Origin of the sequence: Sulfobacillus thermosulfidooxidans DSM 9293 (assembly GCF_900176145.1) — a bacterium.
GTDB classification, from domain to species: Bacteria; Bacillota; Sulfobacillia; order Sulfobacillales; family Sulfobacillaceae; genus Sulfobacillus; species Sulfobacillus thermosulfidooxidans.
Genome location: NZ_FWWY01000001.1, coordinates 1619212 through 1644468 on the forward strand (window position 1 = coordinate 1619212; position 25257 = coordinate 1644468).

General features: G+C 48.3%; 20 protein-coding genes. 18 read left to right on the forward strand and 2 right to left on the reverse strand.

Translation table 11 applies throughout. The features are described from left to right. The first annotated feature begins 259 nt into the window (after positions 1-259). The 18 genes from B8987_RS08175 (at position 260) to B8987_RS08260 (ending at position 21035) form a co-directional block, all read left to right on the forward strand. On the forward strand, positions 260-2161 hold the full coding sequence (locus B8987_RS08175; RefSeq protein WP_020375604.1) for a polysaccharide biosynthesis protein: 1902 nt from the start codon (positions 260-262) through the stop codon (positions 2159-2161). Next, the gene (locus B8987_RS08180) at positions 2145-3491 is read left to right on the forward strand and encodes a nucleotide sugar dehydrogenase (RefSeq protein ID WP_026040704.1); all 1347 of its coding nucleotides are present in this window, start codon (positions 2145-2147) and stop codon (positions 3489-3491) included. The genes B8987_RS08175 and B8987_RS08180 overlap by 17 nt, the downstream gene beginning before the upstream one ends. A gap of 54 nt (positions 3492-3545) precedes the next feature. Beyond that, positions 3546-4580 carry a Gfo/Idh/MocA family protein gene (locus B8987_RS08185; protein WP_020375606.1) on the forward strand — a complete coding sequence of 345 codons (1035 nt, stop codon included), beginning with the start codon at positions 3546-3548 and terminating at the stop codon, positions 4578-4580. After that, positions 4577-5302, forward strand: a complete 726-nt coding sequence (locus B8987_RS20135; protein WP_020375607.1) for an acyltransferase — start codon at positions 4577-4579, stop codon at positions 5300-5302. Before B8987_RS08185 ends, B8987_RS20135 begins: the two co-directional genes overlap by 4 nt. Before the next feature lie 58 nt (positions 5303-5360). Next, positions 5361-6476 carry a DegT/DnrJ/EryC1/StrS family aminotransferase gene (locus B8987_RS08195; RefSeq protein ID WP_139793503.1) on the forward strand — a complete coding sequence of 372 codons (1116 nt, stop codon included), beginning with the start codon at positions 5361-5363 and terminating at the stop codon, positions 6474-6476. A gap of 3 nt (positions 6477-6479) precedes the next feature. Next, positions 6480-7541 (forward strand): non-hydrolyzing UDP-N-acetylglucosamine 2-epimerase, encoded by a 1062-nt coding sequence (wecB, locus tag B8987_RS08200; protein WP_084661203.1) that lies wholly within the window; start codon positions 6480-6482, stop codon positions 7539-7541. Continuing rightward, positions 7534-8691 (forward strand): DegT/DnrJ/EryC1/StrS family aminotransferase, encoded by a 1158-nt coding sequence (locus B8987_RS08205; protein ID WP_084661204.1) that lies wholly within the window; start codon positions 7534-7536, stop codon positions 8689-8691. The genes wecB and B8987_RS08205 overlap by 8 nt, the downstream gene beginning before the upstream one ends. A gap of 1 nt (position 8692) precedes the next feature. After that, positions 8693-9286: a sugar transferase gene (locus B8987_RS08210; protein ID WP_084661205.1), complete on the forward strand. Its 594-nt coding sequence runs from the start codon at positions 8693-8695 to the stop codon at positions 9284-9286. 94 nt (positions 9287-9380) lie between these two features. Continuing rightward, complete coding sequence (locus B8987_RS08215; protein ID WP_084661206.1) at positions 9381-10517, forward strand: ParB N-terminal domain-containing protein; 1137 nt, start codon at positions 9381-9383, stop codon at positions 10515-10517. Positions 10518-10547: 30 nt separating this feature from the next. Beyond that, positions 10548-11081 carry a chromate transporter gene (locus B8987_RS08220; protein ID WP_020375613.1) on the forward strand — a complete coding sequence of 178 codons (534 nt, stop codon included), beginning with the start codon at positions 10548-10550 and terminating at the stop codon, positions 11079-11081. A 114-nt stretch (positions 11082-11195) separates the two neighbouring features. Continuing rightward, the gene (locus B8987_RS08225; RefSeq protein WP_084661207.1) at positions 11196-11654 is read left to right on the forward strand and encodes a MerR family transcriptional regulator; all 459 of its coding nucleotides are present in this window, start codon (positions 11196-11198) and stop codon (positions 11652-11654) included. After that, positions 11654-13132: an MFS transporter gene (locus B8987_RS08230; RefSeq protein ID WP_084661208.1), complete on the forward strand. Its 1479-nt coding sequence runs from the start codon at positions 11654-11656 to the stop codon at positions 13130-13132. The genes B8987_RS08225 and B8987_RS08230 overlap by 1 nt, the downstream gene beginning before the upstream one ends. Positions 13133-13609: 477 nt before the next feature. Then, positions 13610-14650, forward strand: coding sequence for a DUF444 family protein (locus tag B8987_RS08235; RefSeq protein ID WP_076006360.1), 1041 nt, complete (start codon positions 13610-13612; stop codon positions 14648-14650). A 39-nt stretch (positions 14651-14689) separates the two neighbouring features. After that, positions 14690-16039 carry a SpoVR family protein gene (locus B8987_RS08240; RefSeq protein ID WP_076006359.1) on the forward strand — a complete coding sequence of 450 codons (1350 nt, stop codon included), beginning with the start codon at positions 14690-14692 and terminating at the stop codon, positions 16037-16039. Position 16040: 1 nt separating this feature from the next. Next, entirely contained in the window at positions 16041-17942 is a 1902-nt protein-coding gene (locus B8987_RS08245) for a serine protein kinase (protein ID WP_020375618.1), read from the forward strand. A 114-nt stretch (positions 17943-18056) separates the two neighbouring features. Beyond that, complete coding sequence (locus B8987_RS08250; protein WP_084661209.1) at positions 18057-18431, forward strand: carbohydrate-binding protein; 375 nt, start codon at positions 18057-18059, stop codon at positions 18429-18431. A 205-nt stretch (positions 18432-18636) separates the two neighbouring features. Continuing rightward, on the forward strand, positions 18637-19962 hold the full coding sequence (locus B8987_RS08255) for a glycosyltransferase family 4 protein (RefSeq protein ID WP_242940647.1): 1326 nt from the start codon (positions 18637-18639) through the stop codon (positions 19960-19962). Continuing rightward, complete coding sequence (locus tag B8987_RS08260; protein ID WP_084661210.1) at positions 19926-21035, forward strand: glycosyltransferase; 1110 nt, start codon at positions 19926-19928, stop codon at positions 21033-21035. The genes B8987_RS08255 and B8987_RS08260 overlap by 37 nt, the downstream gene beginning before the upstream one ends. On the opposite strand, the gene B8987_RS08265 is transcribed toward B8987_RS08260, so the two are convergent. After that, positions 21012-21680 (reverse strand): hypothetical protein, encoded by a 669-nt coding sequence (locus B8987_RS08265; protein WP_139793504.1) that lies wholly within the window; start codon positions 21678-21680, stop codon positions 21012-21014. The two genes, B8987_RS08260 and B8987_RS08265, sit on opposite strands and share 24 nt — an antisense overlap. Before the next feature lie 82 nt (positions 21681-21762). Next, a complete protein-coding gene (locus tag B8987_RS08270) occupies positions 21763-25059 on the reverse strand; it encodes a glycosyl hydrolase family 18 protein (protein WP_084661211.1) in 3297 nt (1098 codons plus the stop codon). Between the last annotated feature and the right edge of the window lie 198 nt (positions 25060-25257).

Sequence of the window (25257 nt, forward strand, 5' to 3'; positions counted from 1 at the left end):
CGAGCAACAAAAACGCCATGATTTTGTGTTCCATCTCTATATTAAACGCCAAACATCTTGCCCGCGTTACTATAGAGAACGAAAATGATTTTGTCTAGTAAATAACGTCGAATATTGCTCAACGTTTTTCATCTATAAAGGAAGCAAGTAAGACCCAGGGGATACCATCGTCGGATAATCGGGAAACATGGTATAATGCTGGCGCTTGGAGGTCCTGTCCGAACCTAGCGGACGCTGGCGAATGAAAGAGGGGAATAGATTGAAAAGACGGCTACGTCTTTATTTAAAAATAGCCTTCGCGATGTTAATTGATGCCATTATGATCAATGCATCGGTTTACATGGCGTTGTATCTTCGCTTTGACGTTCCTTATATTCCCGCGCAATATTTACGTCCTTACCAACATATTGCTATCTATTTCACGTTAACAACATTGCTTTTGATGTGGTTTACGCGTGTTTATCACCGGATGTGGCAATATGCAGGACCTCGTGATGCCCAAGTATTAATGGGTTCCATTTTAGGCAGCACGGTCTTTTTGGATGGCTATTTGTTGTTAGATGGTGTAGCGCATTATCCTCGCGGGGTTTATCTGTTGTATGTGTTGTTTGCTTTAGCATTGGTAGGTGGGTGGCGTTTTCTTATTCGATCTTACTATGATTTCACCTGGGTTCCTCGGAGCAAGGCCGCTCCTCGAGTGCTTATTGTTGGGGCGGGTAAAGCGGGCCAACTTGTTGCTCAAGAACTCAGTCGCCATCCTGAAGTCGGCATTGCCGTTGGATTCTTAGATGATGATGTGGCCAAGCATGGCATGCAAATTGGCTCATTAAAAGTTCTAGGGACAACAAAAGCATTAGCGCACGTGATTCATGACTATCACGTGGATCAGGTTTTGTTTGCGATTCCTTCGGCATCCGGTAAAATTTTACGGCCTTTGGTTGACCAATGCCGCGATCTCAATGTGAAAGCCAGGATGCTGCCTGCACTCAATCAAATGATTGGTGGGCAAGTGCTGGTCAATCAAATTCGTGACGTGCAAATCGAAGACTTGTTACAACGAGAACCGGCGATTGTGGATTTAGGAGAAATTGCGAGTTACCTAACCAATAAAACGGTTATGGTGACCGGAGCTGGAGGAACCATTGGTTCGGAATTATGTCGACAGGTGGCCCAATTTACACCTCGTGCGCTGGTGTTGCTGGGACTTGATGAAACCTCTATATTCGATATTGAACAAGAAATGCGCAATAAATTCCCAAACTTGCCGGTGATCCCGGTCGTTGCGGATCTGCGCGACCAGGGGCGCATGCAACAAGTTATGCAACAGACCCGACCCCAGGTTGTGTTTCATGCGGCAGCTCATAAACATGTTCCCTTAATGGAAATCCAACCGCCCGAGGCCATCCGCAACAACGTGGAAGGATTATGGGGATTTTTAGATATTTGTCAAAAAATGCATGTCGAGCGATTTGTCTTTATTTCCACCGACAAGGCTGTCAATCCGACGAGCGTCTATGGTACGACGAAACGCATCGGAGAAATTCTGGGAAGTTTTTATGCGAAGCGTTACGGGATGCGTTTCGTAACCGTGCGTTTTGGCAATGTGCTGGGTTCTCGGGGCAGTGTCTTACCAACGTTTCAAAGGCAAATAGCGCAAGGGGGCCCCTTGACGATTACGCATCCTGATATGGTGCGCTATTTCATGACGGTGGCGGAAGCCTGTCAACTGGTCATTCAGGCTGGAGCCATGGGAGAAGGCGGCGATACATTCGTTTTGGATATGGGGGAGCCCTTACGGATTATGGACTTGGCCACAAATCTCATTCGCCTCTCCGGATTACGCCCAGGCATTGATATTGATATTGTCTTTACCGGCTTAAGACCCGGGGAAAAACTCTACGAAGAACTCCTAACTCCCGAAGATCAAACGAAGGCGACGAAAAATTCACGAATTTTCATTCACGTTGGCGAAACGCCAGATCCCGAACGGGTGTTGCCGTTGCTCAGAGAATTGGTGGAAGCAGGACGTGCGGCTGATGAACCACGCATCAGGAAATTATTAAAGGAAATTGTACCCGAATATCAACCCCAATCCGACAATGTGTATTCCCTGCAAACGCCGGAATTGCTGACAACAGGAGGACATGCTCGTGCTCACTAATCATCCGACTACGACCTATTATGATCGCTTAATGGACCGCCTAACCAGCCGCACGGCATTAATTGGGGTGGTAGGACTCGGTTATGTGGGATTACCTCTGGCCGTGGAACATGCCTTAGCCGGATTTTCGGTCATTGGCTTAGATGATAACCTGAGCAAAGTGGAACGGGTAAACCGTGGCGAAAACTATATCCCCGATGTGGATAGTAATACATTAAAGGCGTTAACCCGGGACAAACGGCTGAAGGCGACAGGCGATTACCAGGCCTTAACGGAAGCCGATGTGATTATTATTTGTGTTCCTACCCCTCTGACGACTAATAAAGAACCGGACTTGTCCTATATTTTGGCGGTGGCGGATAAAGTGCGAAAAATTATGCGGCCTGGCCAGTTAATTGCGCTGGAAAGCACCACCTATCCCGGTACCACCGAGGAAGTGCTTCAACCGATATTAGAAACGAGTGGACTCAAAATCGGAGAAGAATTTTTCTTGGCTTTTTCTCCAGAACGGGTCAATCCCGGTGATCCCGTCTACAAAACGCGCAATACCCCGAAATTAGTTGGGGGTGTTACCGAAAAATGTCGCAAAGTGGCTACAGCCCTCTATCAACAGTCTATTACTCAAGTGATTCCGGTGTCTTCGCCACGGGTTGCGGAACTCTCAAAAGTCTTTGAGAATACGTACCGGGCCGTCAATATTGCCCTGGTGAATGAGCTGGCTTTATTGTGTGACCGGATGCAGCTTGATGTTTGGGAAGTGTTGGAAGCGGCCGGAACCAAACCTTTTGGTATCCAAATTTTCCAACCAGGACCTGGTGTGGGAGGGCACTGCATTCCGCTGGATCCCTTTTATTTGAGTTGGAAAGCCCGCGAATATGATTTCCCGACACGGTTTATTGAATTGGCCGGCGAAATTAACTTGCGCATGCCATATTTTGTGGTCGATAAAGTGACACGAGCGATGAATGCGCGGAAAAAAGCGATTAATGGGTCTAAAATTTTGTTATTAGGTATTGCCTACAAGAAGGATATCGATGATGAACGAGAATCGCCGGCCTTAAAAGTTTTCGAATTGTTAGAGCAGCAAGGGGCTCATGTGGAATTTCATGACCCCTATGTGCCCGTCGTGAAACCCCACACGTTTTTTTCGCGTCAAATTCGGTCTGTGGAATTGACTCAAGAGCTGTTGGAATCCCAGGACTGTGTTGTGATAACAACCGATCATTCATGCATTGATTATGAATGGGTGGTGAATCACAGCGCCTTGGTTGTGGATTCGCGTAACGCGACCAAAAAGCTGGCCGGGCGGGATAATATTGTCCGATTGTAAGCGCATCTTAGCTAGAGCCTTATGATTCGGGAAGAGGAAGGATGACAATTACCTATGGCAATACGAGCGGCGTTGATAGGATGTGGCAAGATTGGGCAACGTCATCTGCAAGCCCTTGTCCATCAAGAGGCCATTGATTTAGTGGCCACGGTGGACACCAACTTGGAAAGAGCGGAAGCGGCTGCGGTGGCCTTTGACGCTTTGGCATTTGATCAAACAGACGTGATGTTAGATAACGTGGACATTGATGCGGCGATTATTGCAACACCTTCTGGACTTCACCGTCAACTCGCTTTTCAGGTCCTGGAACGGGGCAAACATGTCATGGTGGAAAAGCCCCTTGCGCTTTCCTATCAAGACGCTAAGGCCATCGTCGATTTTGCTAAACAACAGGGCGTTGTTGCCGTGGTGACGCAATTTAATCGGATGTTGCCCGCCATTCAGCAATTGTTTCAGGCCCATCAAGATGGGCGGTTGGGACGTATTGTCAATGGCGGCGTCGCTGTGAGATGGGCCAGACCCCAGTCGTACTATGATGAAGCGCCGTGGCGGGGAACCTATGCGATGGATGGAGGCGTCTTGTTTAACCAGGCCATTCATGCGATTGATGTGTTACTCCAATTGATGGGATCTGTGAAAGAAGTTTTTGCGTATACCGCGACCTTAACCCACCAGATTGAAGCAGAAGATAGCGTGTCGGGGACGATACGTTTTCGTTCCGGAGCTTTAGCCTCCTTGGCCGCGACCACGTGTGTGCCCAAAACTAACTTGGAAGAACGGTTGACGATTGTGGGGGAAAATGGTGTGGTGGTGATTGGACCCACGGTCAATCAGATTCATACCTGGCGCGTCGGCAATGATAACGAACAAGAGGTACGTCAAGCAATCTTGGATTTGCCTGCACGTCCTAGCTGGCAGAGTCATCATGATGCATTGAAGGACTTTGCGGAGGCCATTGAAAATGGTGTGACACCGCGTCTCGATGCCGCGACCGCACTGTGTGATATTGCCGTCATTGAAGCCCTTATGCTCTCGGGACGGGAAGGACGCATTGTTCACATGTCAGAAATCACAGGGGAAAACGCATGAAACCCACCGAACAAGGAATGCACTGTGTGATTGCAGAAGATGTTGAGATAGGTCGGAATGTGATTTTGGGTCATCATGTCATTATTCATCCCCACGTGATTATTGAAGATAATGTGGTCATCGGCGATGGGGTGATTTTGGGGAAAACGCCATCGAAAAGTAAAACGAGTACGCTAAAAACCGGAGATTTGATGCCTCTAAAGATTGGTCAGGGCACGGTCGTGGGCGCGCAAGTCATTCTTTACCGGGGAAGCACTATTGGCCCTGAGAGTTTTATTGCTGATCAAGCTGTTGTGCGGGAACGTTGCCAACTGGGGACGCGGGTGGTGATTGGACAGCGTAGCACGGTAGAGAATGATTGCCAAATCGGAGATTACACCAAATTGCAAACGGCGGTGTATCTGACGGCGACGACTATTGTTGAAGACCATGTCTTTATCGCGCCCATGGTGACGACTACCAATGATCCGTATGTCGCCAGGACAGAAGCCCGCCATGCAGCCATGCAAGGACCGATTATTCATCGTGGAGCCCGAATCGGTGGTGGGGCGGTGTTGTTGCCTGGGGTTCATATCGGTCAAGAAGCCTTGGTGGCGGCGGGAGCTGTGGTGACCCGTGATGTCCCTCCTTATCGTTTAGTGATGGGGGTTCCTGCCCGTGTCGTGAGGCAAGTTCCGGAAGAACAGTGGCTATTCTTACCCGATGGGCAACCCATGGAATGAGAAATACCTGATCAATCGATGAAACGAAGGGAACAAAGGGAACGAAGGGAATGAATGGATGATGGAAGTTCCATCCTTTACACTCACACGACAAATGAAAGAAATGGAAAAAGAATTGTCCGCCGCCATCCAACAGGTCATGGAATCAGGGCAGTTTATTCTGGGTGATATTGTCAAAACCTTCGAAGAGCAAATGGCAGACTATACCCATAGTCGTTTTGCTATCGGTGTAGGAAACGGATCCGATGCCTTATATCTCGCCTTGCGGGCAGCAGATATCGGAGCAGGTGATGAAGTACTCACGACGCCTTTTACATTTTTTGCTACCGCCGGAAGTATTTTGCGAACAGGGGCTAAACCGGTCTTTACTGACATCCAAGTGGATACTTTTAATATGGACCCGGAACAAGCACGGACTCGGATAACCCCCCGGACCCGGGCCGTGCTTCCGGTCCACCTTTTTGGGCTGATGGCGGATGTCGAGGCCTTACGACAAAATTTTGATGGAATTATCATTGAAGATGCGGCCCAGGCTATCGGCGCCACAATGCGGGGCAAACCGGCGGGTAGTGTGGGTGATTTGGCGGCGTTTAGTTTTTTTCCGACAAAGAATTTAGGAGCATTAGGTGACGGAGGCTTGGTTACGACCCAGCGGGAAGAATGGGCAAATGCTGTCCGGGCACTGCGGGCGCACGGGGCCCGCAAGAAATATTATCATGAGGTCGTAGGAATTAACTCGCGCTTAGATGCGCTGCAAGCAGCCATTTTATCAGTGAAACTCCCCTATTTAGATAGGTGGACCCAAAAACGTCAACACATTGCCAAGCGCTATAGTGATGGGCTTCACACGCTAGGACTTGAAGCGGTGCACATTCCCGTGGTTCCCGAGGGCTTTACTCATGTGTTTCACCAGTATACGATTCGCGTCGAGAATAGAGACCGCTTACAAGCCTTTTTGAAAAGTCAGGGTATCGGAACAACGGTCTATTATCCGTTAGCGTTACATCTTCAACCGGCTTTGCGGGATTTGGGCTATCACCTTGGCGATTTTCCCATTAGTGAGCAAGTGCAAAATGAAGTGTTGTCTTTGCCCATGTTTCCGGAATTGACAGATTCCGAAGTTGATTATGTGATTGAAATGATTGGTCATTTTTATGGAAAACGGGTGGGATAACGGATGAAAGTGGTAAGCATCATCGGAGCCCGCCCCCAATACATCAAAGCGGCCGTTGTTTCGCCGCTTTTGCGTCAATATGCCAAGGAAGTGCTCATTGATACCGGTCAACATTACGATGAGAAATTGTCTAAGATATTTTACGACGGTCTTGCTGTTCCCCGACCGGATTATGATTTGCGCGTCGGATCAGCGACTCACGGCATTCAAACGGGCAAAATGCTCATGGCACTCGATCCTATTTTAGAAAAAGAGCGCCCGGATTGGGTTGTGGTTTATGGAGATACCAACTCGACGTTAGCCGGGGCTTTGGCTGCGAGTAAACTCCATATTCCCGTTGCCCATATTGAAGCGGGTTTACGCAGTTTTAACCGGGCTATGCCGGAAGAAATCAACCGTGTGTTGACCGACCATTTGGCGACTAAATTATATTGTCCCACCAAGCAAGCGGTAAACAATTTAGCTCAAGAAGGCATTACGGAAGGGGTAGTGCTGTGTGGGGATGTTATGGATGTGCTGTGGGACAATACTCCAGATAACCCCGAGATATTGGTACAGTTAAGACTGCAGTCAAAACCGTTTGCGTTGGCCACCGTGCACCGGCAAGAAACTACGGATGACCCGGACAAATTACGCGACGTGTTAAAGGCTCTAGCCGATTTGCCTTGGCCAGTGGTGTTGCCTCTGCATCCAAGAACACGGCAGCGCATCGAGCAGTTCCATTTGCAAGCATTCATAGCCACTTCTCAGCTGCACATTGTTGAACCCCTTAGCTACCAAGATATGGTGACCTTGGAGCGGCATGCCCAAGCTGTATTAACAGATTCCGGCGGCGTTCAACGAGAAGCGTGCCGGGCTGGGACGCCAACTTATATTCTGCGGGATGAAACCGAGTGGACGGAACTCATCGAAAGCGGTCAAGCGGTGCTTTGTGGCACCCATTACGAGCGCATTCGTGATGCGGTGCAACATCAGCGGCTAAGGAGCCGGCCCACATCACCATCTTCGGATCCGGTACGATGCATTGTAGAGGATTTGCAAAGGGGATATGATTCTCATGCGTGAACATTTTTTACCCTATAACTTACCGGACTTAGGGCCGGAAGAAGAGGATGCTGTCATACAAGCCTTACGTAGCCACTGGATTAGCCGCGGACCTTTAACCCAGAAATTTGAAGAGGAATTGTCGCAACACCTGCATGGGGAAACGGTTCTGGCACTGGCTTCGTGCACGGCGGGAATGCATTTGGCATTACTGGCTAATGATATTGGGCCGGGGGATGAAGTGATTACCACCCCCTATACATTTGCGGCCTCGGTCAATGTGATTATTCATGTCGGAGCGACCCCTGTATTAGTGGACATTGAAAAAGATACCGGGAATATCGATTTGAGCATGGTTGAACAGGCTATCACGGATAAAACTAAAGCCTTGTTGCCCGTGCATTATGCGGGACATGCCGTGGACATGCGGCAATTAAATCGCCTGCGTGATGCGTATCATTTGGTGGTGGTGGAAGATGCCGCGCATGCCATGGCCTCGACCTACCAAGGGCAACCGATTGGCACGTTTGGCAATTTTACCGCCTTTTCATTTTATGCCACCAAAAACCTTACAACCGGTGAAGGCGGGGCCTTGGTTGTGCCTGATCCCGAATTAGCCGATAAAATCCGGATTTTGTCCCTTCATGGCATGTCACGACACGCGTGGAATCGCTATAGTGCCCAGGGGTCATGGGTCTACCAAATAGAAGCCGCCGGCTTTAAATACAACATGACAGATTTGCAGGCCGCTTTAGGACTGGTTCAATTGCATAAGTTGACCCGCATGCAAAAACGCCGGCAAGATATTGCCAGACAATTTGCGGAAGGATTGGCCGATTTACCAGTCATTCTGCCTACTCAGCGGGATTATGCCGAACATGCGTGGCACTTATACCCGTTACGGCTTATTACCGAGGCTTTGTCATTAAGTCGCGATCAATTTATTGAAGAGTTAAAAGTTCGCAATATCGGGGCTTCAGTGCATTTCATTCCGATTCATTTGCATCCCTACTATCAAATGCGGTATGGATGGACACCGGGACAATTTCCTAACGCGGAGCAATTTTTTGAGGCAGAAGTGTCTCTCCCTTTATATCCGTCCATGACCGATGACGATGTTCACGATGTCATTGAAGCGGTTCGGGATATTGTGTTGAGTCATAGCCGTTGATATGAGTTACATCAAACGTCTTTTTGATATCATGGTTTCGCTCATTTTGCTGGTTGTTTTCAGCTGGCTTTTGGTACTCATTGCCCTGGTCATTCGCCTGGATTCGCCAGGACCAGCACTGTTTGTACAAACTCGCATTGGTAAAGATGGACGACCATTTCGTATGTGGAAATTTCGCACCATGTATTATGGAGCCGAGAAAAAATGGCAACCGCCGGCTCCTGAAGAAGCACTACGTTATAAATTTCAAGATGAAGGGGATAGGCGTATTACCAAAATGGGACGATTTCTGCGCCGGTCCTCCCTCGACGAATTGCCCCAACTTTTCAATGTCTTGGTGGGGCAGATGTCCCTGGTCGGTCCACGGCCAGAAATTCCAGAAATGGTGGCATTATATCCCTCTTATGCTCATGAACGACACCGTATGCGTCCTGGCATAACGGGACTGGCCCAGGTCATGGGCCGGGGAGATTTAACGCTCGAAGAAAGCTTAAAGTGGGATTTGGATTACTGTACACATTGGACAATCTGGCTCGATTTGGTCATTTTATGGAAAACGATAACGTCGGTATTGCGCCGGAAAGGCGCATATTAAAAAATATAGAGGAATTTTGGCACTTTATAGCGAATAAAGTCTATAAACAACATGACGTGTGTAAACATGGTCGGATGGAGAAAGGATGAGCGATGTGGGGCGCCCCCGAGCCACATCAAGCCCTTCATGGTCAGTGATGACCTTGTCGGAAGTCACAGGATTACCCGTTTCTGTTATTTGGTCCGATTTGCAAAATGGGATCTTGTCGGGAACAACGATCCAGGGTAAAACCATCATTCGCTTGGAAGATCTCATGGCATCTAAGCGGGATTCCTACCGGTTAGTTGCAGAAAATCTGGGCAACACATCTAGGAAGGAACCAAAAGATGAAGATGATGGGCCTATCCTAACGGTTCGTCCTCCCTTGTCCACTTCATGGAAAGCCGCTCACAGTGCGGTATACCGAGGTGAAACGATTAAGGTCTCCCTATACGATGTTTTACGCCGCGATCGGCTCTTGTCGCATATAACAGCCCCCTCATTGTCTCCTGGAGTCATTGCCTTAAGTGGGTTTGCGGGCCAAAAAGGAACCCGTCCGGTTTATGTCATTGGTCCTCAAGCTCGTCTTGATCAGGAGTTAATTTCCTTGCGGCTGTTGCCGCAAATTGTTTCAGCCTACCCGGTCGCGTTGCAAGCGGCCAAGCGCATCCTATGGCAACTGCAAGAGAGCCCCAATCATTTCAGTGACGTTCTCGCGCAATTAATTTTAGACTACGGGACGAAGATGATGGTCTCCCGAGTTGATGAGGCGTGGCACTACTATAAAAATCCTAGTGCTGCCCCCGAGTCTTTTTGGGTTTATCGGCAAGATGGGAGCTTGCGCACGGTGGGCGGCATCTTTTTCACCCTGATTAAGTCCCAAGGTTATTGGCGCCCGGAAAAAGGGAGTGGATCCTCCGGCGCCGTGTTTCGGGGTGACGTGTTGCCTATCTCGTCAAAAATTGTTCGGTGGGAGAGCCGAGCGAAGATTGATGCTCGGCCGATGAAAGACATCGAGACCGATGTGGCTATCGATCAAATCTATATCCCTAAAGCCTTTGAACTGCATCCCCCACGCGCAGATAAAATAGAAAAGGCACGCAATCAACCTGAGAAACCAGCCCCATTGTTGGTGAAGCAATGGGATTCTGGTCATGAAGGGCGCCCAGCTTATGTGTTACTCGATGGATATGTTCGCTATCTGGTTGCCAAAGAAAAACAGGTGACGATGGTACCTGTTCGCATTATTTAAAAGGGGTTATGACATCAAGGAGGCCATTGTGTGGGCAAGTGGGTGCAGTTATTTTGGGGATTCTTTAAAGTCGGCATTTTGGGCTATGGAGGCGGTCCCGGATCCATTTCCTTGATTCAGGCCATCTCGGTGAACGGATATCACTGGATGGACAACACGCAGTTTGCGGAAATGCTCGCTATTGGCAATGCCCTGCCAGGACCTATTGCTACAAAGTTGGCAGCGGCCATCGGATGGCAAGTCGGTGGCGTCATGGGAGCCCTTAGCGCGCTCATCGGAGTGGTTTTACCCTCTTTGGTCTTAATGTTGGGATTATATCAAGTTCTTTTAGCGCACAAGTCTAATCCCTACGTGATTGGACTCATTCGCGGGGTCAAACCGATTGTGATTGTGTTATTGGTATTACTGATTCTCGACTTAATTCCGGGCACCTTTCCCGCTCACCGCTACGTGATTCCTCTGGTGATCTTTATTCTCGGACTGGTGGCCATCAAAGAACTGAAAATTTCTCCGGTTTTGGTCATTATTGGCTCGATGATTACCGGTGCTCTTTTTCTCCGCTGAGAAACGCGGTTTATGGGGCTATGGGAGACTCTAGCCAAACTATTACCTTTACGTTAGAGTAATATTATGACAAAGATATGAATCCTGGTTAACCGGGTGTGAGGTGATAAGTCGGTGGACATTCCCCATGAAATGCAAATTGGTGAATTAGCGCAGCTTTGTCAGACCACAACGCGTACACTGCGCTATTACGAGGATGTGGGTTTAATTGAACCGATTAGACGTCTGGATGGAGGTTTCCGGGTTTATGATGGACGCACCATTCAACGCATTCGGCATATCCAGGAGTTAAAAGAGTTATTGGGATGGTCTCTTGAGGAAATTCGGCAGGTCATCCAGGCTGAGGATGCCATTGAAAATCTTCGCACTCAATATCACCGGTCTCATTCTCCCAAGGAACGATTAGAGGTGTTAGCACGCGCGGCTATTGTGGTCCAAGGCGAATGGGAATTAGTGAACGAACGCATGAGTCGGCTTGAGGAGATGAAACAAGCCCTTGAGCAAAAGCTACAACGCTATGAACAATTATCCCGCGATCTAAAGCAACAAATCAAAGATCAGGGGAGCGAATAATGACGGCGAAAAAATACGCAGTATTAGCGGTAACGAGCTTGGGGGCGCTGCTTTCTGCGTTGAATTTCAGCACGCTGATTATTGCGTTGCCGGATCTTATCCGGAGTTTGTCGATCTCTTTGTTGTCGGCCATGTGGATCATGATGGCGTATATGGTGGCCCAGACTGTCATGGTGTTAATGGCAGGAAGCCTCGCCGACCACTTTGGGCGCCGGCGTCTGTATATTTTAGGGATGCTTATTTTTACCGGGGTCTCTTTGGCCGCGGGTTTTGTGCATTCGGCTCTATGGCTTATCACATTAAGAGTCCTCCAAGGAATGGGAGGAGCCATGCTCATGGCCAATAGCGCTGCGATCGTGGCCGATTGGTTTGAACCCCACGAATTAGGCCGTGCTCTGGGTATCAATGTGATGGTTGTTGCTGTCGGTCAAATTATTGGCCCAGTGTTAGGGGGCTGGTTGACAACGGATTACGGTTGGCAATGGACGTTTTGGTTTAATGTACCCTTTGGTATTATCGCCGTGCTTTTTGCCGTTAAAGTGTTAGGCCTATCCTTCCAGCGTATCAAGACAGATTCCCAGGCGTTTGATACGGTGGGCGTCGCCAGTTATATTCTGGCTGTGAGTGGTTTGTTAATAGCTCTTACGTGGGGGGCTATTAAATATTGGGATCAATGGGAAGTCTATCTGGGTTTTGTTGCCTTTGTCATTTTCATGCCCGTGTTCCTTTGGAACGAAAGTCATGCCAAAGACCCCATTTTACATTTGAGCTTGTTTAAAAACCGCACATTTGGTTTTGGCAATATCTCCGCGGCTCTGTTAGCCATATCGCGTATGGCGATTTTGTTTTTGCTGATCTTTTATTTTCAGGGCCCACAAGGTGATAGTGCGCTTAAGGCCGGGATTTTGTCTATTCCTTTGGCGGCTGGTATGCTCGTTTTCGCGCCGATTTCGGGATGGATGGCTGATTTGTTCGGAGCCTTGTTGCCTACCACTTTAGGAACGGTCTTGACGGTTGTGGGATTGGTGGGCTTAGGCTTAGATATCCAGGTCCACACTCCTTATTGGCAGTTGGCCCTGTGGATGATTATAGCCGGTATTGGCTCGGGCCTCTTTAATTCCTCGAATACCAGTAATATCATGAACGCGGCTGGAGTCAACAGGCGGGGAGAAGCCTCAGGCATCCGGTCTTTGACCACGAATACCGGGATGCTCATATCTGTAGCCTTTTCACTGGTGCTGGTTACCCAAAGCATTCCCAAACCGGCCATGTTAGCCATCTTTGCCGGCACTGTCCGGGGCATTTCCCATCACCAAGCCCAGGGATCGATCACCGGATTTATTCATGGTCTCCATCTGGCGTTTTTGGTCATGGCCTTTATTGCTGTCTTGGCTACCATCTTGTCTGTCCTTCGTGCGGACTCTTTAAGACCGAACCGTTCCCGCTCTTTGGATTCCATCAAACAACCGCGTCTTTGACGTGTAGCAATCTCTCATGGGACAAAGAGATTCCTGAACATTTTAACGGGCGCTATATCCATGAATAAAATTTCATCAGGACATGCAAATTTATCATTCTAAATAGGGCTTGGTCTAGGATATAGTAAACGTATCTAAAACATTTCATCACTCACAGATTACGGTCAGGGGAAGTAGCGTCGAACACAACACATTCAACACCACAATTGAAGTTAAGCGGTTGACTAAACAACGGATCGATATTGTCGTGAGGTGAAGGTGACATAAAATTCACGATAAACTAGGATAATAAACGAAAGATGCACAAAATGCAATCAAACCTTTGTTCATCCAGCTGAATTCGCACGATTCTTACTGTCGGAATAATCGGGAGTATGCTATACTAAATTCAACCTGAAGCACCTTCCCTACGAATTTCTCCTTTCCCACTTATCTCTGCCGGTCTCTGTTTTCGTTCCCATGAACGGAGGGATGACCATGGATCTCTATGACCACAAAGGCGAACTGGATCGCCAATGGTATTTAAGGAAACTGAGTCAAGCGATTAAGGCAAAATTGCCCGAACTGATTACGCAAGAAGCCGTGATGGGGAGTGCGCCAGATCAACGCATTCGCGTCGCGGTTCGGAAATTGGAAGAACCTGATTTTCGTTACCAACCTCAGGGTTCCGCCGGACAAGGCAATGGTCTTGGACCCGGTCAAGAGGGTGGTGACGATGTGGTCTGGATTGAATTGACCACGGAAGAAATCATGGATTTGCTGCTTGAGGATTTAAAACTCCCCCGATTAGACGATAAGCCACGCGGTGTGTTACATGGGGAAGAAGATCGCTATGATGACGTCTCAACACACGGGCCGTGGTCCAATATCGATAAACGGCGGAGCCTCTATCAAGCGGCCAAGCAAGGCCGCGATTATTTAACCCAGGATGATTTACGTTACCGAAGTTGGCGTACCTATCCCAAACCCGTAACAGCCGCGGTGATTACGCTCGTCCGTGATGCCTCAGGCTCTATGGACGAATCTAAACGTTATCTTTCGAAATCGGCCGCGTGGTGGCTCGTTCAATGGATTCGCCGTCAGTACCGTTACGCAGAAATTCGGTATTTCTTGCACACAACCGTGCCGGTAGAAGTGGATGAAAAAGACTTTTTCAACCGAGAAATTACTGGGGGCACCGCGATTTTATCGACCTATCAAACGATTTTGCAATTGTGGGATCATGATTTTCCTCACGAGGATTGGAATCGGTATTTATTACATTTTTCCGACGGTGATATTTGGTCAGATTACGGCCGGGAACTCATAGAAATTATTCAGACCCTGTTATCCACGTCATCGTTGTTGGGATATTTCGAAGTGGAAGGACACAAAGGCGTATCGCCCCTGTGGTCTTTGTTCCGCAAAAGCGCGGAACTCGGCGGTCATTTTCATCCAGCCATGCGGATGGCCAAGATTGATAGCAAGGAGCATATTCTTCCCGCGATTCGTGCTGTCATAGATGGCCATGGCAGCTAACAGCAAGTTTTTGGTGTCAAGGACCTGGAGGTGATAACAATGGTCCACGGAACGTTAGACGACTGGGTCAAAGAGATGGATGAGTTAGTGCGTGCTCATGGACTCACTCCTCTGCCGACCGAATTTCACCTCGTTTCCGATGAAGATATTTATACTTTATCCTCCTACTTTGCTCCAGGAAGATATCGTCACTGGACACATGGAGAACGGTATTGGATGGCCAAACAACGGGATGAGCAAGGGCTTGGGAGGATCTATGAGCTTGTGGTCAATGGCGACCCGGCCTTAGCCTACTTGTTGGATAAGAACGCGGATGCTTATAACGTACTTGTCATAGGCCATGTGTTAGGGCACACCGATTTTTTTGCTCGCAATCAATTTCTTAGTGCCGTGCGCCGACCCAATATCGGGATGTGGTTTCGCGAACATGCTGAGTGGTTGGAGGATCTTCACCGCCAACGCAGCTTTTCCCGCGTGGAAAAGCTCATTGATGCCGCGCATACCCTGTATCAATTGGTTGACCCATATTACCGAGCACCAGATTTTGTTCGTATTCCCGATAAAGACAAAAGTAAAGGCCAACAACGATCCTTTGATTGGGTGAAAGAGCTGTACGAACCCAAAGCCCTCGACCACGATGATGACGTGAGTTATGTGCCGGCGTATAAAATCTGGCCTTATACTCAGGATGTTTTGGCACTGGTCGCAGATTTTGGCCATTTGGCCGACGAAGAACGTATGGCTTTACGCATGTTGCGGGAGGAAATGCTGTACTTTCAGCCACAAGCGCGGACGAAGTTCATGAATGAAGGATGGGCCACATTTTGGCATGTTCGCCTAACTCGGGAATTTTCGCAGTGGGACGCTCAAGATCATATTGAAGCGATGCGCATGCATGCTCTGGTCACGCAAAGCCGCAATTTCTTTAATCCGTATTACTTTGGATGGACCTTATGGGAGCTTATTAACGAACTTCATGGACTCGATACGTGCTTTCAGATTGTTGCGGAACAAACGGATTTGCAGTGGATCAATCAGTGGATCACGCCAGAGTTGGTTCGCTTAGCACAAGACAAAAATTTGTGGCCTTTAGAACGTCCGATTGATGCGCAAGACCCAAACAAGGGAACAGAATATTATCCGGTTGAGGATTTGATGCGCGATGTCCAGCGGGTTTTTCTTCCCGATACTCCCGAAATATTTGTGGAGCAAATTGATGCCCAAAGCCATCGGCTGGACTTGATATACCATGGTGACAAACCCCTGCACAAAGATTACACCCAGGATGTGTTGAATGCGATTGCTTACTTGTGGGGTGGAGATGTGATGCTGACCAGTGCGCACAAAATCTGGTATGGCAATGAAGCCGATTGGAGAAGGAGGGCTTAATATGGCACGATTTGATACAGATTGGTTAACCAAACATCAACCCCCTCAGGGGGCATGGACATGGGAAGGCACGTTTGCGGATTACCTGATCAAGGTGCAACAAACACCGTCCATCGCCGATTTGGCCCATGCCCGCATCTACCGGATGATTATGTCGCACGGTGTTGAAAAGCTTGAGGGACAAGAAGTGCCCCGTTATAAATTCTTTAGCCAAGACATTTTCGGTATTGATGACACCATCAATGAAATCGTCGAGTACTTTTCCGCTGCGGCACGTGGAATGGACATTAGACGCCGGATTTTGTTAATGATGGGGAGTCCTGGCACGGGAAAATCAACCATCACAGCAATTTTAAAAAAGGGGTTGGAAGAATACTCCCGAACTGATGAGGGGGCCCTTTATGCGATTAGTTTTTGTCCCCAACAAGAAGAACCATTACATTTATTGCCGGAGGCGGCACGCCGAGAATTTATGCAAGAAACGGGGGTGACAATTGAAGGCGATCTATGTCCTTATTGCCAGTGGATGATTGATCATGAATATCAAGGACGCTTACAAGAAGTGCCCGTCAAACGCGTCTTAATTTCCGAATCGCGCCGAATTGGCATTGGCACTTTTGCTCCTTCGGATAGTAAGGTGCAGGACATTAGCGAACTCGTGGGCTCGATGGATCTCTCGACGATTTCACGCTACGGTTCGGAATCTGATCCTCGCGCGTACCGATTTGATGGTGCGTTCAATGCTGCTAACCGGGGGATTATGGAGTTTATTGAAATGTTAAAAGCCCAACCAGATTTTCTGCACGGGTTGTTAACATTGGCCCAAGAGCGCAAGATTAAAGTGGGACGTTTTGGCTTGTTTGATGCCGATGAAGCCATTATTGCCCATACCAATGAAAATGAATTTGAACGCTTCGTCAGCAACAAGGCGTATGAAGCGTTGCATAACCGGGTCCTCTTAATTAAAGTGCCGTATAACCTGACCGTCAGTCAAGAAATTCGGACTTATCAAAAGATGATGAACCTGGGGGGACAAAAACTCGGCAAGCATATTGCACCGAATACGCTCAAAGTGGCAGCCATGTTTGGTGTCGGTACCAGACTCGCCCGAGATGCCAAGTTTTCCATCAAGGAAAAGCTTACATTATATGATGGCAAAGAGTTACCCGATGTGCAGCAAAGGGAAATCAACCGCGTTCGGGAACTTGCCCGTAAGCAAGGTGAAGGATTTCAAGGTATTTCGCCGCGTCATATTCTCGATGCCTTGTCTTATGCCATGGCGAGTGACAAAGAGCCTTGCGTCACCCCAACGGCTATGTTGCGGGCGATTCGGGAAAGCTTTGAGCAGCATATTACCCAGGTCAAAAACCAAGACCTGTTGGAATCGCTCAAAGCTACTCATGAATTGTATGACGAAGCAGCCAAGAATGAGATTCAAAGGGCCTTTGTCGATTCGTTTCAAGATGCTGCGCAGTTATTGTATGACAACTATTTGGAACATGCTGAAGCTCGTATCATGCATTCAACGGTCAAAGACCCGGTTACGGGGGAAGAAGTCGAACCCAACGAAAAAATACTTCAAGATCTCGAGAAGGCCCTGGGTATTAGTGATGCCGCGGCTACAGCATTTCGCCAAGAAATGGTGAATAAGGCAGGAGCTATGGCCCGAAGAGGACAATCGCTCAGTTGGGATTCCCATCCCAAAATGAAGGAGGCCATTGAAAAGAAATTATTTGCCGACGTAGCCAACCTTGTCAAAGTCACGACGTCTACGAAGGTGTTAAACGATCAGCAAAAGAACCGGGTCATGGAGGTTAAGCGCCGGTTAATTGATGATATGGGATATTGCGAACATTGTGCTCAAGAGCTATTGGATTATGTTGGCTATTTGTTGACCAAATAAGGATTTCTTATCGCCACTAAAGACTAGTTCCGCTATACTATATTCCGTAAGAGATGAAGCCATGGATTGATCCATGGCTTCAAGAATCATTGGTTTTTAGGAGGGTATTTTTTTATGGGAAAGTCCATTGCTTGGATTCTAGGCGGTCTTGTCGTAGTGGTGGGATCATTTTTGATGACAGATGCCGTGCATGTTTGGGGGCTCAACCAACGGTATGCGGTAAGCATCGAAAATCCTGAGGCGGGCTCGGCTTCAGCTTATGAAGTCAAAGTCTATGTTCCGGCCGGAAACGGTCAAATTACTTATCAAATTAATCATGCCGGTCTTGTCAATAAAGTGACCGTGAACGAACAAGCGACGGCGCGGTGGGTAAACTTAGGAACATTTTCTTCGAAGGACCAAGGGAACTTTACGGTTGAAGAATTGAATGTTCCAGAGCGTACTCAAGGGCCGTCCGCAGGACCATTAACGCAATTTATTCCGGAATAATTCGACATTATCCCTCTAATGGTCCCACTTAAAACCCCAAGGGGCAGAATTTATGGCTTCTTGGGGTTTTGTGTGATGATTTCTAGCCGGTTTTGCCTCTAGGATATGTGGATTCGTGTAAGATATAAGACATGGTGTGAGCGAGGTATTTCTCACCCAATTTTAAATTTGTTGGGGTAATACTGTGTAATGATGGGAAAAGAATATGTCAAAATTTATCACAGCATGTATTAATCAGCCTAATCATCGCGATACAAAAAGTGGGAATTTAGGGGGAGAGATTGCCGAGCTCATGGATTTCAAACCGCTCCGTTTTATCTTTTTGACCCAATATTATCCACCAGAACCGGGGGCTGCATCATTGCGGTTAGAAGCTATGGCTCAGGAACTGACACGACGAGGACATTCGGTGTCGGTGGTCACAGCATTGCCTCATCATCTGGGCACCGGGGCAAAACGCCAACCATGGATGGTGCGCGAAAAAATTCGCGGCATTGAGGTGGTTCGGATGTGGATTTGGCGTGTTTCCCCAGCGAAACGATTTTGGTGGCGTCTGCTCAATTATTTTTCATTTGTGGTAACAAGTTTTTGGGGCCTCCGCCAATTTTCGCCTCCGGATTATTTACTTGTCGAGTCGCCCCCGTTGTTTTTGGGGATTACCGGACGGTTGTACTCAAAACTCTATCATGTCCCTTATATTTTATCGATTTCCGATCTTTGGCCCGAATCGGCGGTAGCCCTGGGACTGGTTAAAAATCCTTGGTTGATCCGGTTAACGAAAGAGCTAGAACTGTCGTTGTATCGCCATGCCCACTATGTTTCTACGGTTACCGAGGGCATTCGACGTGCTGTGATGGATACCCATACTATCGAACCAAGCCGGGTGTTGTTTTTCCCCAATGGTGTCAATCTCGATCAGTTTCCTGCACTGCCAGCAAAGGCGTCGTTGCGCCATAAATTTGGTGGCGCGCAGGAGAAAATTTTTCTTTACCCGGGCACTTTAGGTTATGCGCAAGGTTTAGACGTTATCATTGATGCCGCAATACGCCTCAGAAAAGAACCTGATATTGTTTTTGTCCTGGTCGGGGAAGGACCCGTAAAACAGCATTTGCTGCAGCGGGTTCAAACGGAAGGTCTGACCAATGTTTTTTTCGAGGAGTTGCAGCCAGTCGAGAAAATGCCGGAATATTTCGCGATTTCACGAGCGGTTGTGGTGCCGTTGCGCAAGCACCCGCTATTTCATGGTGCTCGTCCTTCTAAAGTGTTTCCGGCCTGGTCGGCCAAAGTCCCGATTATCTATGTGGGAGAGGGTGAAATGGCTGAACTGGTTCGCAAATCCGAAGGAGGGATGGTGGTGCCGCCCGAGGATGGCGAGGCTTTAGCTCATGCGGTGATGCACTTAGCGCACATGCAGGAGGACTCGTGGAAACAAATGGGGCAACGGGGCTGGCAATTTGTTCATGACCACTATACCTGGCAGCATATTGCCGATGAATGGTTAAAGGGGATTCAACCCCGTCCGGGCCTATGACTAAACCCCGTGTCCTTCTCATCGGCCATTACCCTTTAGATACCCTTGATCGTGCCCCAAAAGTGCGCATTATGCACATGGCCGAGTCGCTAGCCAAAATAAGTACCCTGACCGTTATTGCTGGTACGCGAAAAGAGCGAGCGATATGGCTTCATGAAGCATTAAGGCGCGGGATCTTGGACTCAATAGATATGGTTTATGTGGAAAGTGCGAGTTCCTTCGCGACACCAGCTGACTTCAGATTTCTCTGGGCCGTCAAGCACAAAGCGATTCCCCTTGCGGTTTACGTTCGCGATTACTATCAACGCTTTCCGAAATTGTATCCGCCCAAAAATTATCGGGAGCGTGTGATGAAATGGCTTTATGTTCTTACGCTTTTTATGTACCGCCATCTTGCTGATATCATTTATGTGCCTTCAACCGCACTCGGTCAGTTGGTCGGAGGAAAAGAGGTGCGCCTGCTTCCACCCGGTGGGGTCTTGTATCCTCGTCTGCCTTTAATAAAACCGAGTCAACAACCCGAACAGTGGATTTTGTATGTGGGTGCTGGCGGTCCTTATGATGGGGTTGATATATTAATCAATGCGGTCCATAAGCTTCATCAATCAATGCCAGATGTGCATTTGGCATTGGTGATGCGGCGTGCTGAATGGCCAAAGTCCCCGCCGGTTTCTTATATCACCCTGGTGGAAGCCCAAGGTCAGGATCTTGAATACTGGTATGCCCATGCATCAGTGGCTGTCATTCCACGGCGCGATACCGCTTATACGCGCTTGGCATGGCCCGTTAAATTGATGGATTATCTTTCGCATGGGCTTGGCGTGATTGTGACGGATCAATCTGAGGCAGCACGGTTTGTGGAACGCTATCAGGTCGGGAAAATTGCCCGGCCTGATAGCGAATCCTTAGCAAAGACCCTAGAAAGCTGCTTGCGTTCACCCAAGTTGCTGGATCTCTATGCTTACAATGCGCGCCGGGTAATTGAACAGGAACATAGTTGGGATCACCGGGCGCAAATCTTAGTGGCGGATTTGCAGGCTAAGAAATCCTTAGGAACTAAACGTGGCTTGTGAACTGGTAGGATCTGTGGTGCCATTAAACACCAGTTCGTATGATGACCGGGCTGGGACAAGAACTGTGATGTCTCCTGTCAATGGTCTATCTGGCAATATTTGGGTTACGTCGGCGCTAGGACTCTTTGGCGTGGGAGGATAAGGGAACAGGGAATTATTTTCACTAAGACCCTTCGAAGAAAAATCATTCCAGCTGTAGGAACTGTTACCAGCTAGCACACTAACGTCATTTAAGGCAAGACCAATTATGCCTGAGGTGGGATTTTCCACCTTGAGTGTAAGCAAATCAATTTGTAGTGATTGGCCGTTAATTGTGGTGGTCCCCTCGTTCGTGGCGTGTTCGACCACAATGTGAAGCTCCCGGTATGATCCGGCTCCCGGCGGTGGGGGAGGCGTTACCGACTGGCCTTGGCTCGGTGTGGTGGATGATTGACTGGGTGATGGCGCGACGGAACTCGGCACCGAGCTTGGTGAGGGACTGGGAGAGGGTGAAGGGGACGGCGTTGGCGCTGTAGAGGAATGGACCTGAATGGTATGATGGGTGGTGGATGCGCTGTGAAAGCCGCATCCCGCCAAAATCATCATAAGAGATAGGGGTAGAGGCAGCGCTAACCACCGGTAAGAGTGTTTCGACACACGTATCATAGCAAGACACCTTTCTGTAACGATGCTGAGTACGCTAAAAGTTGAATCTTTTCACGCATTCGATCATACCACGAATGTCGAATTATGGCTGGCCATGAAATACCGGGGTGAGTTGGGCCATATCTGTCCAATATCCGGTACTTTCAAACGGCAAGCGCCATGCTGCAATGCCACCCAAATGATTGGCTAACGCCAATTCAATTCGGTCTTTAATCGACCGCGAAGTTTCGGACCAATAAATGTTTTGACCAATGTTCCATTGATTAATGACTTGCTGCAAGGCTTGGGCTGTTGCTGTGTCATACACGCCTGGAGTTTGCGTGTTGACTGAGAAGTCCTGTTGAAAAGCCTCGAGGGCATTTTGAGTCGCGGTGCCAAAATATCCATCGGCCCATAGCCAGGGTCTAGGAGTTTGTCCATTTTGCAGGGCGTACTGCAGCAACACAATATTTAAGAGATTTTGTAAGTTAGCGACTTGTGGGGAATAGGCATTCCCATTTTGAATGGACAGCCCAGGAGATGGTGCTTGAGCCAAGGGACCAGCCGTAAACACGATTTCTTTTTCTACGGGATCCCATAACGGGGTAATATTTTGTTGTTGTAATAGGCTTTGAATTGCCCGGTAGCTCACGGCCCCTTGTCCAACCACACCGTTATTCGTGACGGTCCATTCGTGTCCATACGGAGCTACACCTAAAATAATTTGACTGGGATTAACCCCTTGTGCCAAGGCATTTTGTACCAGGCTACTGACCCACGGGTAACCTGCGGTAGGTCCTGGCCATGTGCTCGAGTTGTGCTCGGGATAGGCCATCATGTTTATAAAATTGACATAGGGAGCTATGGCCTGATAGTTGTAAATGGTGTCGGGATAACTTGATGGATAAACAGCCACCATCAGTAATTTATTGTCTTGATGAAGGGCCGTCCCGAGTTGCTGAATAAAATTCGTATATTGTTCGGATGCGGCTTGTAAACTGAGACCTCCATCCCCATTATTCTCAAAGTCAATGGTGATTCCATCGAAATTGTATTGGTTGACCAAGCTGACAATTTGTTGGACGAGTGAGGTCACGTCCGCTGGGGTGGAGATGGGACCATTACCGGGACTGTAGTAGTTGCCAATAGAGGGCAGTACCATGACGCCTTCTTGATGGGCTTGTTGAGTCACATATTGGATATTGTTAAGACCGTTGATCAAAGGGGCCGCGTAAGCACCTTGCGTGGACCAACTGGTAATGTTCCAGTTGCCACTGGCATCTTGAGACAAATTAAACCAGGCAGGATTAATAACCGATAGTTCGTTGCCATGTTGCAAAAGATCTTCAAACGATGAATTGTTGACACCATTAGGGAAGTTGTCCACAAAAAAGCCATAGCCCATCGAGAGAAATCCGTTAAATTGTTTTAAAGGAATTGGTGTGGTCGTTGTGGTGGCCGTGATTGGAGAATCGACAACGCTTACCACATTTGATGGCACAGACAAAGATGGTCCATCTCCAAAATTATAGACCTGTCCTTGGGTGGTAATTACATCGTAGCCTTGCTGGTCGAAACTCGGAAGGAGTTCTTCTGCACCCGTGGCAGTTGGTGATGGTTCCCCATAATTTTTGGCGTCCCCGAAAGCTGTGACGGTACCGTTAGACTGTAAGATCCAATATCCTTGGCCGTCTAATGTCGGAACGATTTGGACCGCGGGAGAAGGCGGTGGAGTAGACGGACTGGATGGATCGGGGGACTGGGACGCTACTCCCGGTATTGTTGTGCTTTCTAGATCGGTGCCCATCGTAAGCCCGGCAATAACCTGGGATGAGGGAACGGTCACGACATTTTGAAAACTGTAGCCTAAATTATACAAAACGGTGGGATTGGGAATGTGACGCAACACCCCGTTCTGGTCAAGATAGACCGGGCTTTGACCTTGAACCTGTAATAGCGTTCCGGTGGGAAAAGCCCGGGACGGTGTCGTCAAAGTCGGTCCTATCGGTAAGTTGGGAAGAGATGATACCTTGAGAACTTGATTCCATTGATATCCCATCTCTAAAAATACACTCGCATTGGCAATATGTTGAAGAACCCCATTGTTAACCATATAGATTTGGGGGGTGCCTTGTTGTTGTATTAAAGTTCCCGACGGATAGTACGTCACGGGACTATTCAACGTCGGACCCATAGGCCAGTTGGCACCTAATTGGCTCACACTCACAATAGGTTTTCCGGTCAAACCCATTTGCACAAATGTTGACCAGCTGCCAATGTGATGCAAAACGCCCTGCATCACCAAATAAATGGCATGATGCCCGGTGACTTGAAGCAATGTGCCCGAAGGATATGGCGTTACGAGAGGACTACCAATATTCATGCCTGTCAATGAGGGCACAACTTGAATTTGGTTCCACTGATAACCCATTGAAAGAAACATTGCTGCAGTGGGTATATGATGCAGGCTTCCGTTTTCGACCACCCAGACAGGGGCTGTACCTTGTTGACGGACGAGGGTGCCATTTGGATAGGATGCTGTTGAATTGGTTGTGGCATTACTTGTCGGGGTTGTCGATGTGCTCAGGCTGCCGTAATTTTTAGCATCCCCAAATGCTTCAACTTCTCCATTTTGGCTTACAATCCAGTAGCCTTGACCATCTGGAGTGGCCGCAATACTCACGACATTTGAGCTTGTGGCGTTGCCATAATTGGTGGCATTGCCCAGAGCATATACCGTACCATTTTGTGTCAAGACATACGCGCCTTGGCCTGATGGCGTTACTGCCATGGACAGTGCTTGGGCACTACCTGATGGTAAGGATGGGAACGACGTGGCATCGCCAAATGCGTAAATGTGACCATCCTGCGTTAAAATCCAGTACCCACGGTAGTCCTTGGTCGGTACAAGTTGGACGGCTGGTGATGACGTTGATGCGTTAATGGTGGTCAAATCTCCGTAAAATGGGACGTTGCCGTTAACCGTAACCTTGCCATCGGAAGATAAGGCATAAGAGCCACGGCTGACGCCTAAAAAGGTTATGCTATTGGAAGTGAGACCTTGCGATGTGGTGACCGTAATGGGACCCGGATCAGCCGTTTGCGGAATGGAAACGGTAATCGCGGTATTGGACCACGATAAAATGGGGGCTGATTGGCCATCAATCGTTACCGTGGCCTCAGTGGTGCCAAATCCTTGCCCGTTAATTGTTAAATCATTTTGTGTTTGGGATAAAGTATAGCCACTAATATTGACAGCACTTTGAGCAAATGCGCCAGACATAGTGATTTGACTTAAAATCAATGCGGATGAAATGAGGGCCATCTTTGGCCCCGCAGTTCGGGACATAGATTTTCGAAACAGAGATCGGCGATGGCGCCTGACCCGCGTTTGTCTCATACGTGGAAATCCTCCTAGGATGTGCTCAACAGGCTGTGCCTAAAACCGACAACTTTTAACAATAACATTTACTGTATACGGCACACTTCGCTAAATATCCTCTTTTCGCGCGGAATTTATTTCCGTATTGTGTGAGCTTATGGCAGGGATTTTCAGAGTGTGGAAAACAATGATCCAAATGTCAACAAAGATCTAAAC

Coding starts and splice junctions, on each gene's coding strand:
- B8987_RS08205 (WP_084661204.1), top strand. CDS start 7,534: ATGCGTGAACATTTTTTACCCTATAACTTACCGGACTTAGGGCCGGAA.
- B8987_RS08265 (WP_139793504.1), bottom strand. CDS start 21,680: ATGATACGTGTGTCGAAACACTCTTACCGGTGGTTAGCGCTGCCTCTA.
- B8987_RS08250 (WP_084661209.1), top strand. CDS start 18,057: ATGGGAAAGTCCATTGCTTGGATTCTAGGCGGTCTTGTCGTAGTGGTG.
- B8987_RS08240 (WP_076006359.1), top strand. CDS start 14,690: ATGGTCCACGGAACGTTAGACGACTGGGTCAAAGAGATGGATGAGTTA.
- B8987_RS08245 (WP_020375618.1), top strand. CDS start 16,041: ATGGCACGATTTGATACAGATTGGTTAACCAAACATCAACCCCCTCAG.
- B8987_RS08210 (WP_084661205.1), top strand. CDS start 8,693: ATGAGTTACATCAAACGTCTTTTTGATATCATGGTTTCGCTCATTTTG.
- B8987_RS08185 (WP_020375606.1), top strand. CDS start 3,546: ATGGCAATACGAGCGGCGTTGATAGGATGTGGCAAGATTGGGCAACGT.
- B8987_RS08270 (WP_084661211.1), bottom strand. CDS start 25,059: ATGAGACAAACGCGGGTCAGGCGCCATCGCCGATCTCTGTTTCGAAAA.
- B8987_RS08260 (WP_084661210.1), top strand. CDS start 19,926: ATGGTTAAAGGGGATTCAACCCCGTCCGGGCCTATGACTAAACCCCGT.
- B8987_RS08235 (WP_076006360.1), top strand. CDS start 13,610: ATGGATCTCTATGACCACAAAGGCGAACTGGATCGCCAATGGTATTTA.
- B8987_RS08230 (WP_084661208.1), top strand. CDS start 11,654: ATGACGGCGAAAAAATACGCAGTATTAGCGGTAACGAGCTTGGGGGCG.
- B8987_RS08180 (WP_026040704.1), top strand. CDS start 2,145: ATGCTCGTGCTCACTAATCATCCGACTACGACCTATTATGATCGCTTA.
- B8987_RS08195 (WP_139793503.1), top strand. CDS start 5,361: ATGATGGAAGTTCCATCCTTTACACTCACACGACAAATGAAAGAAATG.
- B8987_RS20135 (WP_020375607.1), top strand. CDS start 4,577: ATGAAACCCACCGAACAAGGAATGCACTGTGTGATTGCAGAAGATGTT.
- wecB (WP_084661203.1), top strand. CDS start 6,480: ATGAAAGTGGTAAGCATCATCGGAGCCCGCCCCCAATACATCAAAGCG.
- B8987_RS08255 (WP_242940647.1), top strand. CDS start 18,637: ATGTCAAAATTTATCACAGCATGTATTAATCAGCCTAATCATCGCGAT.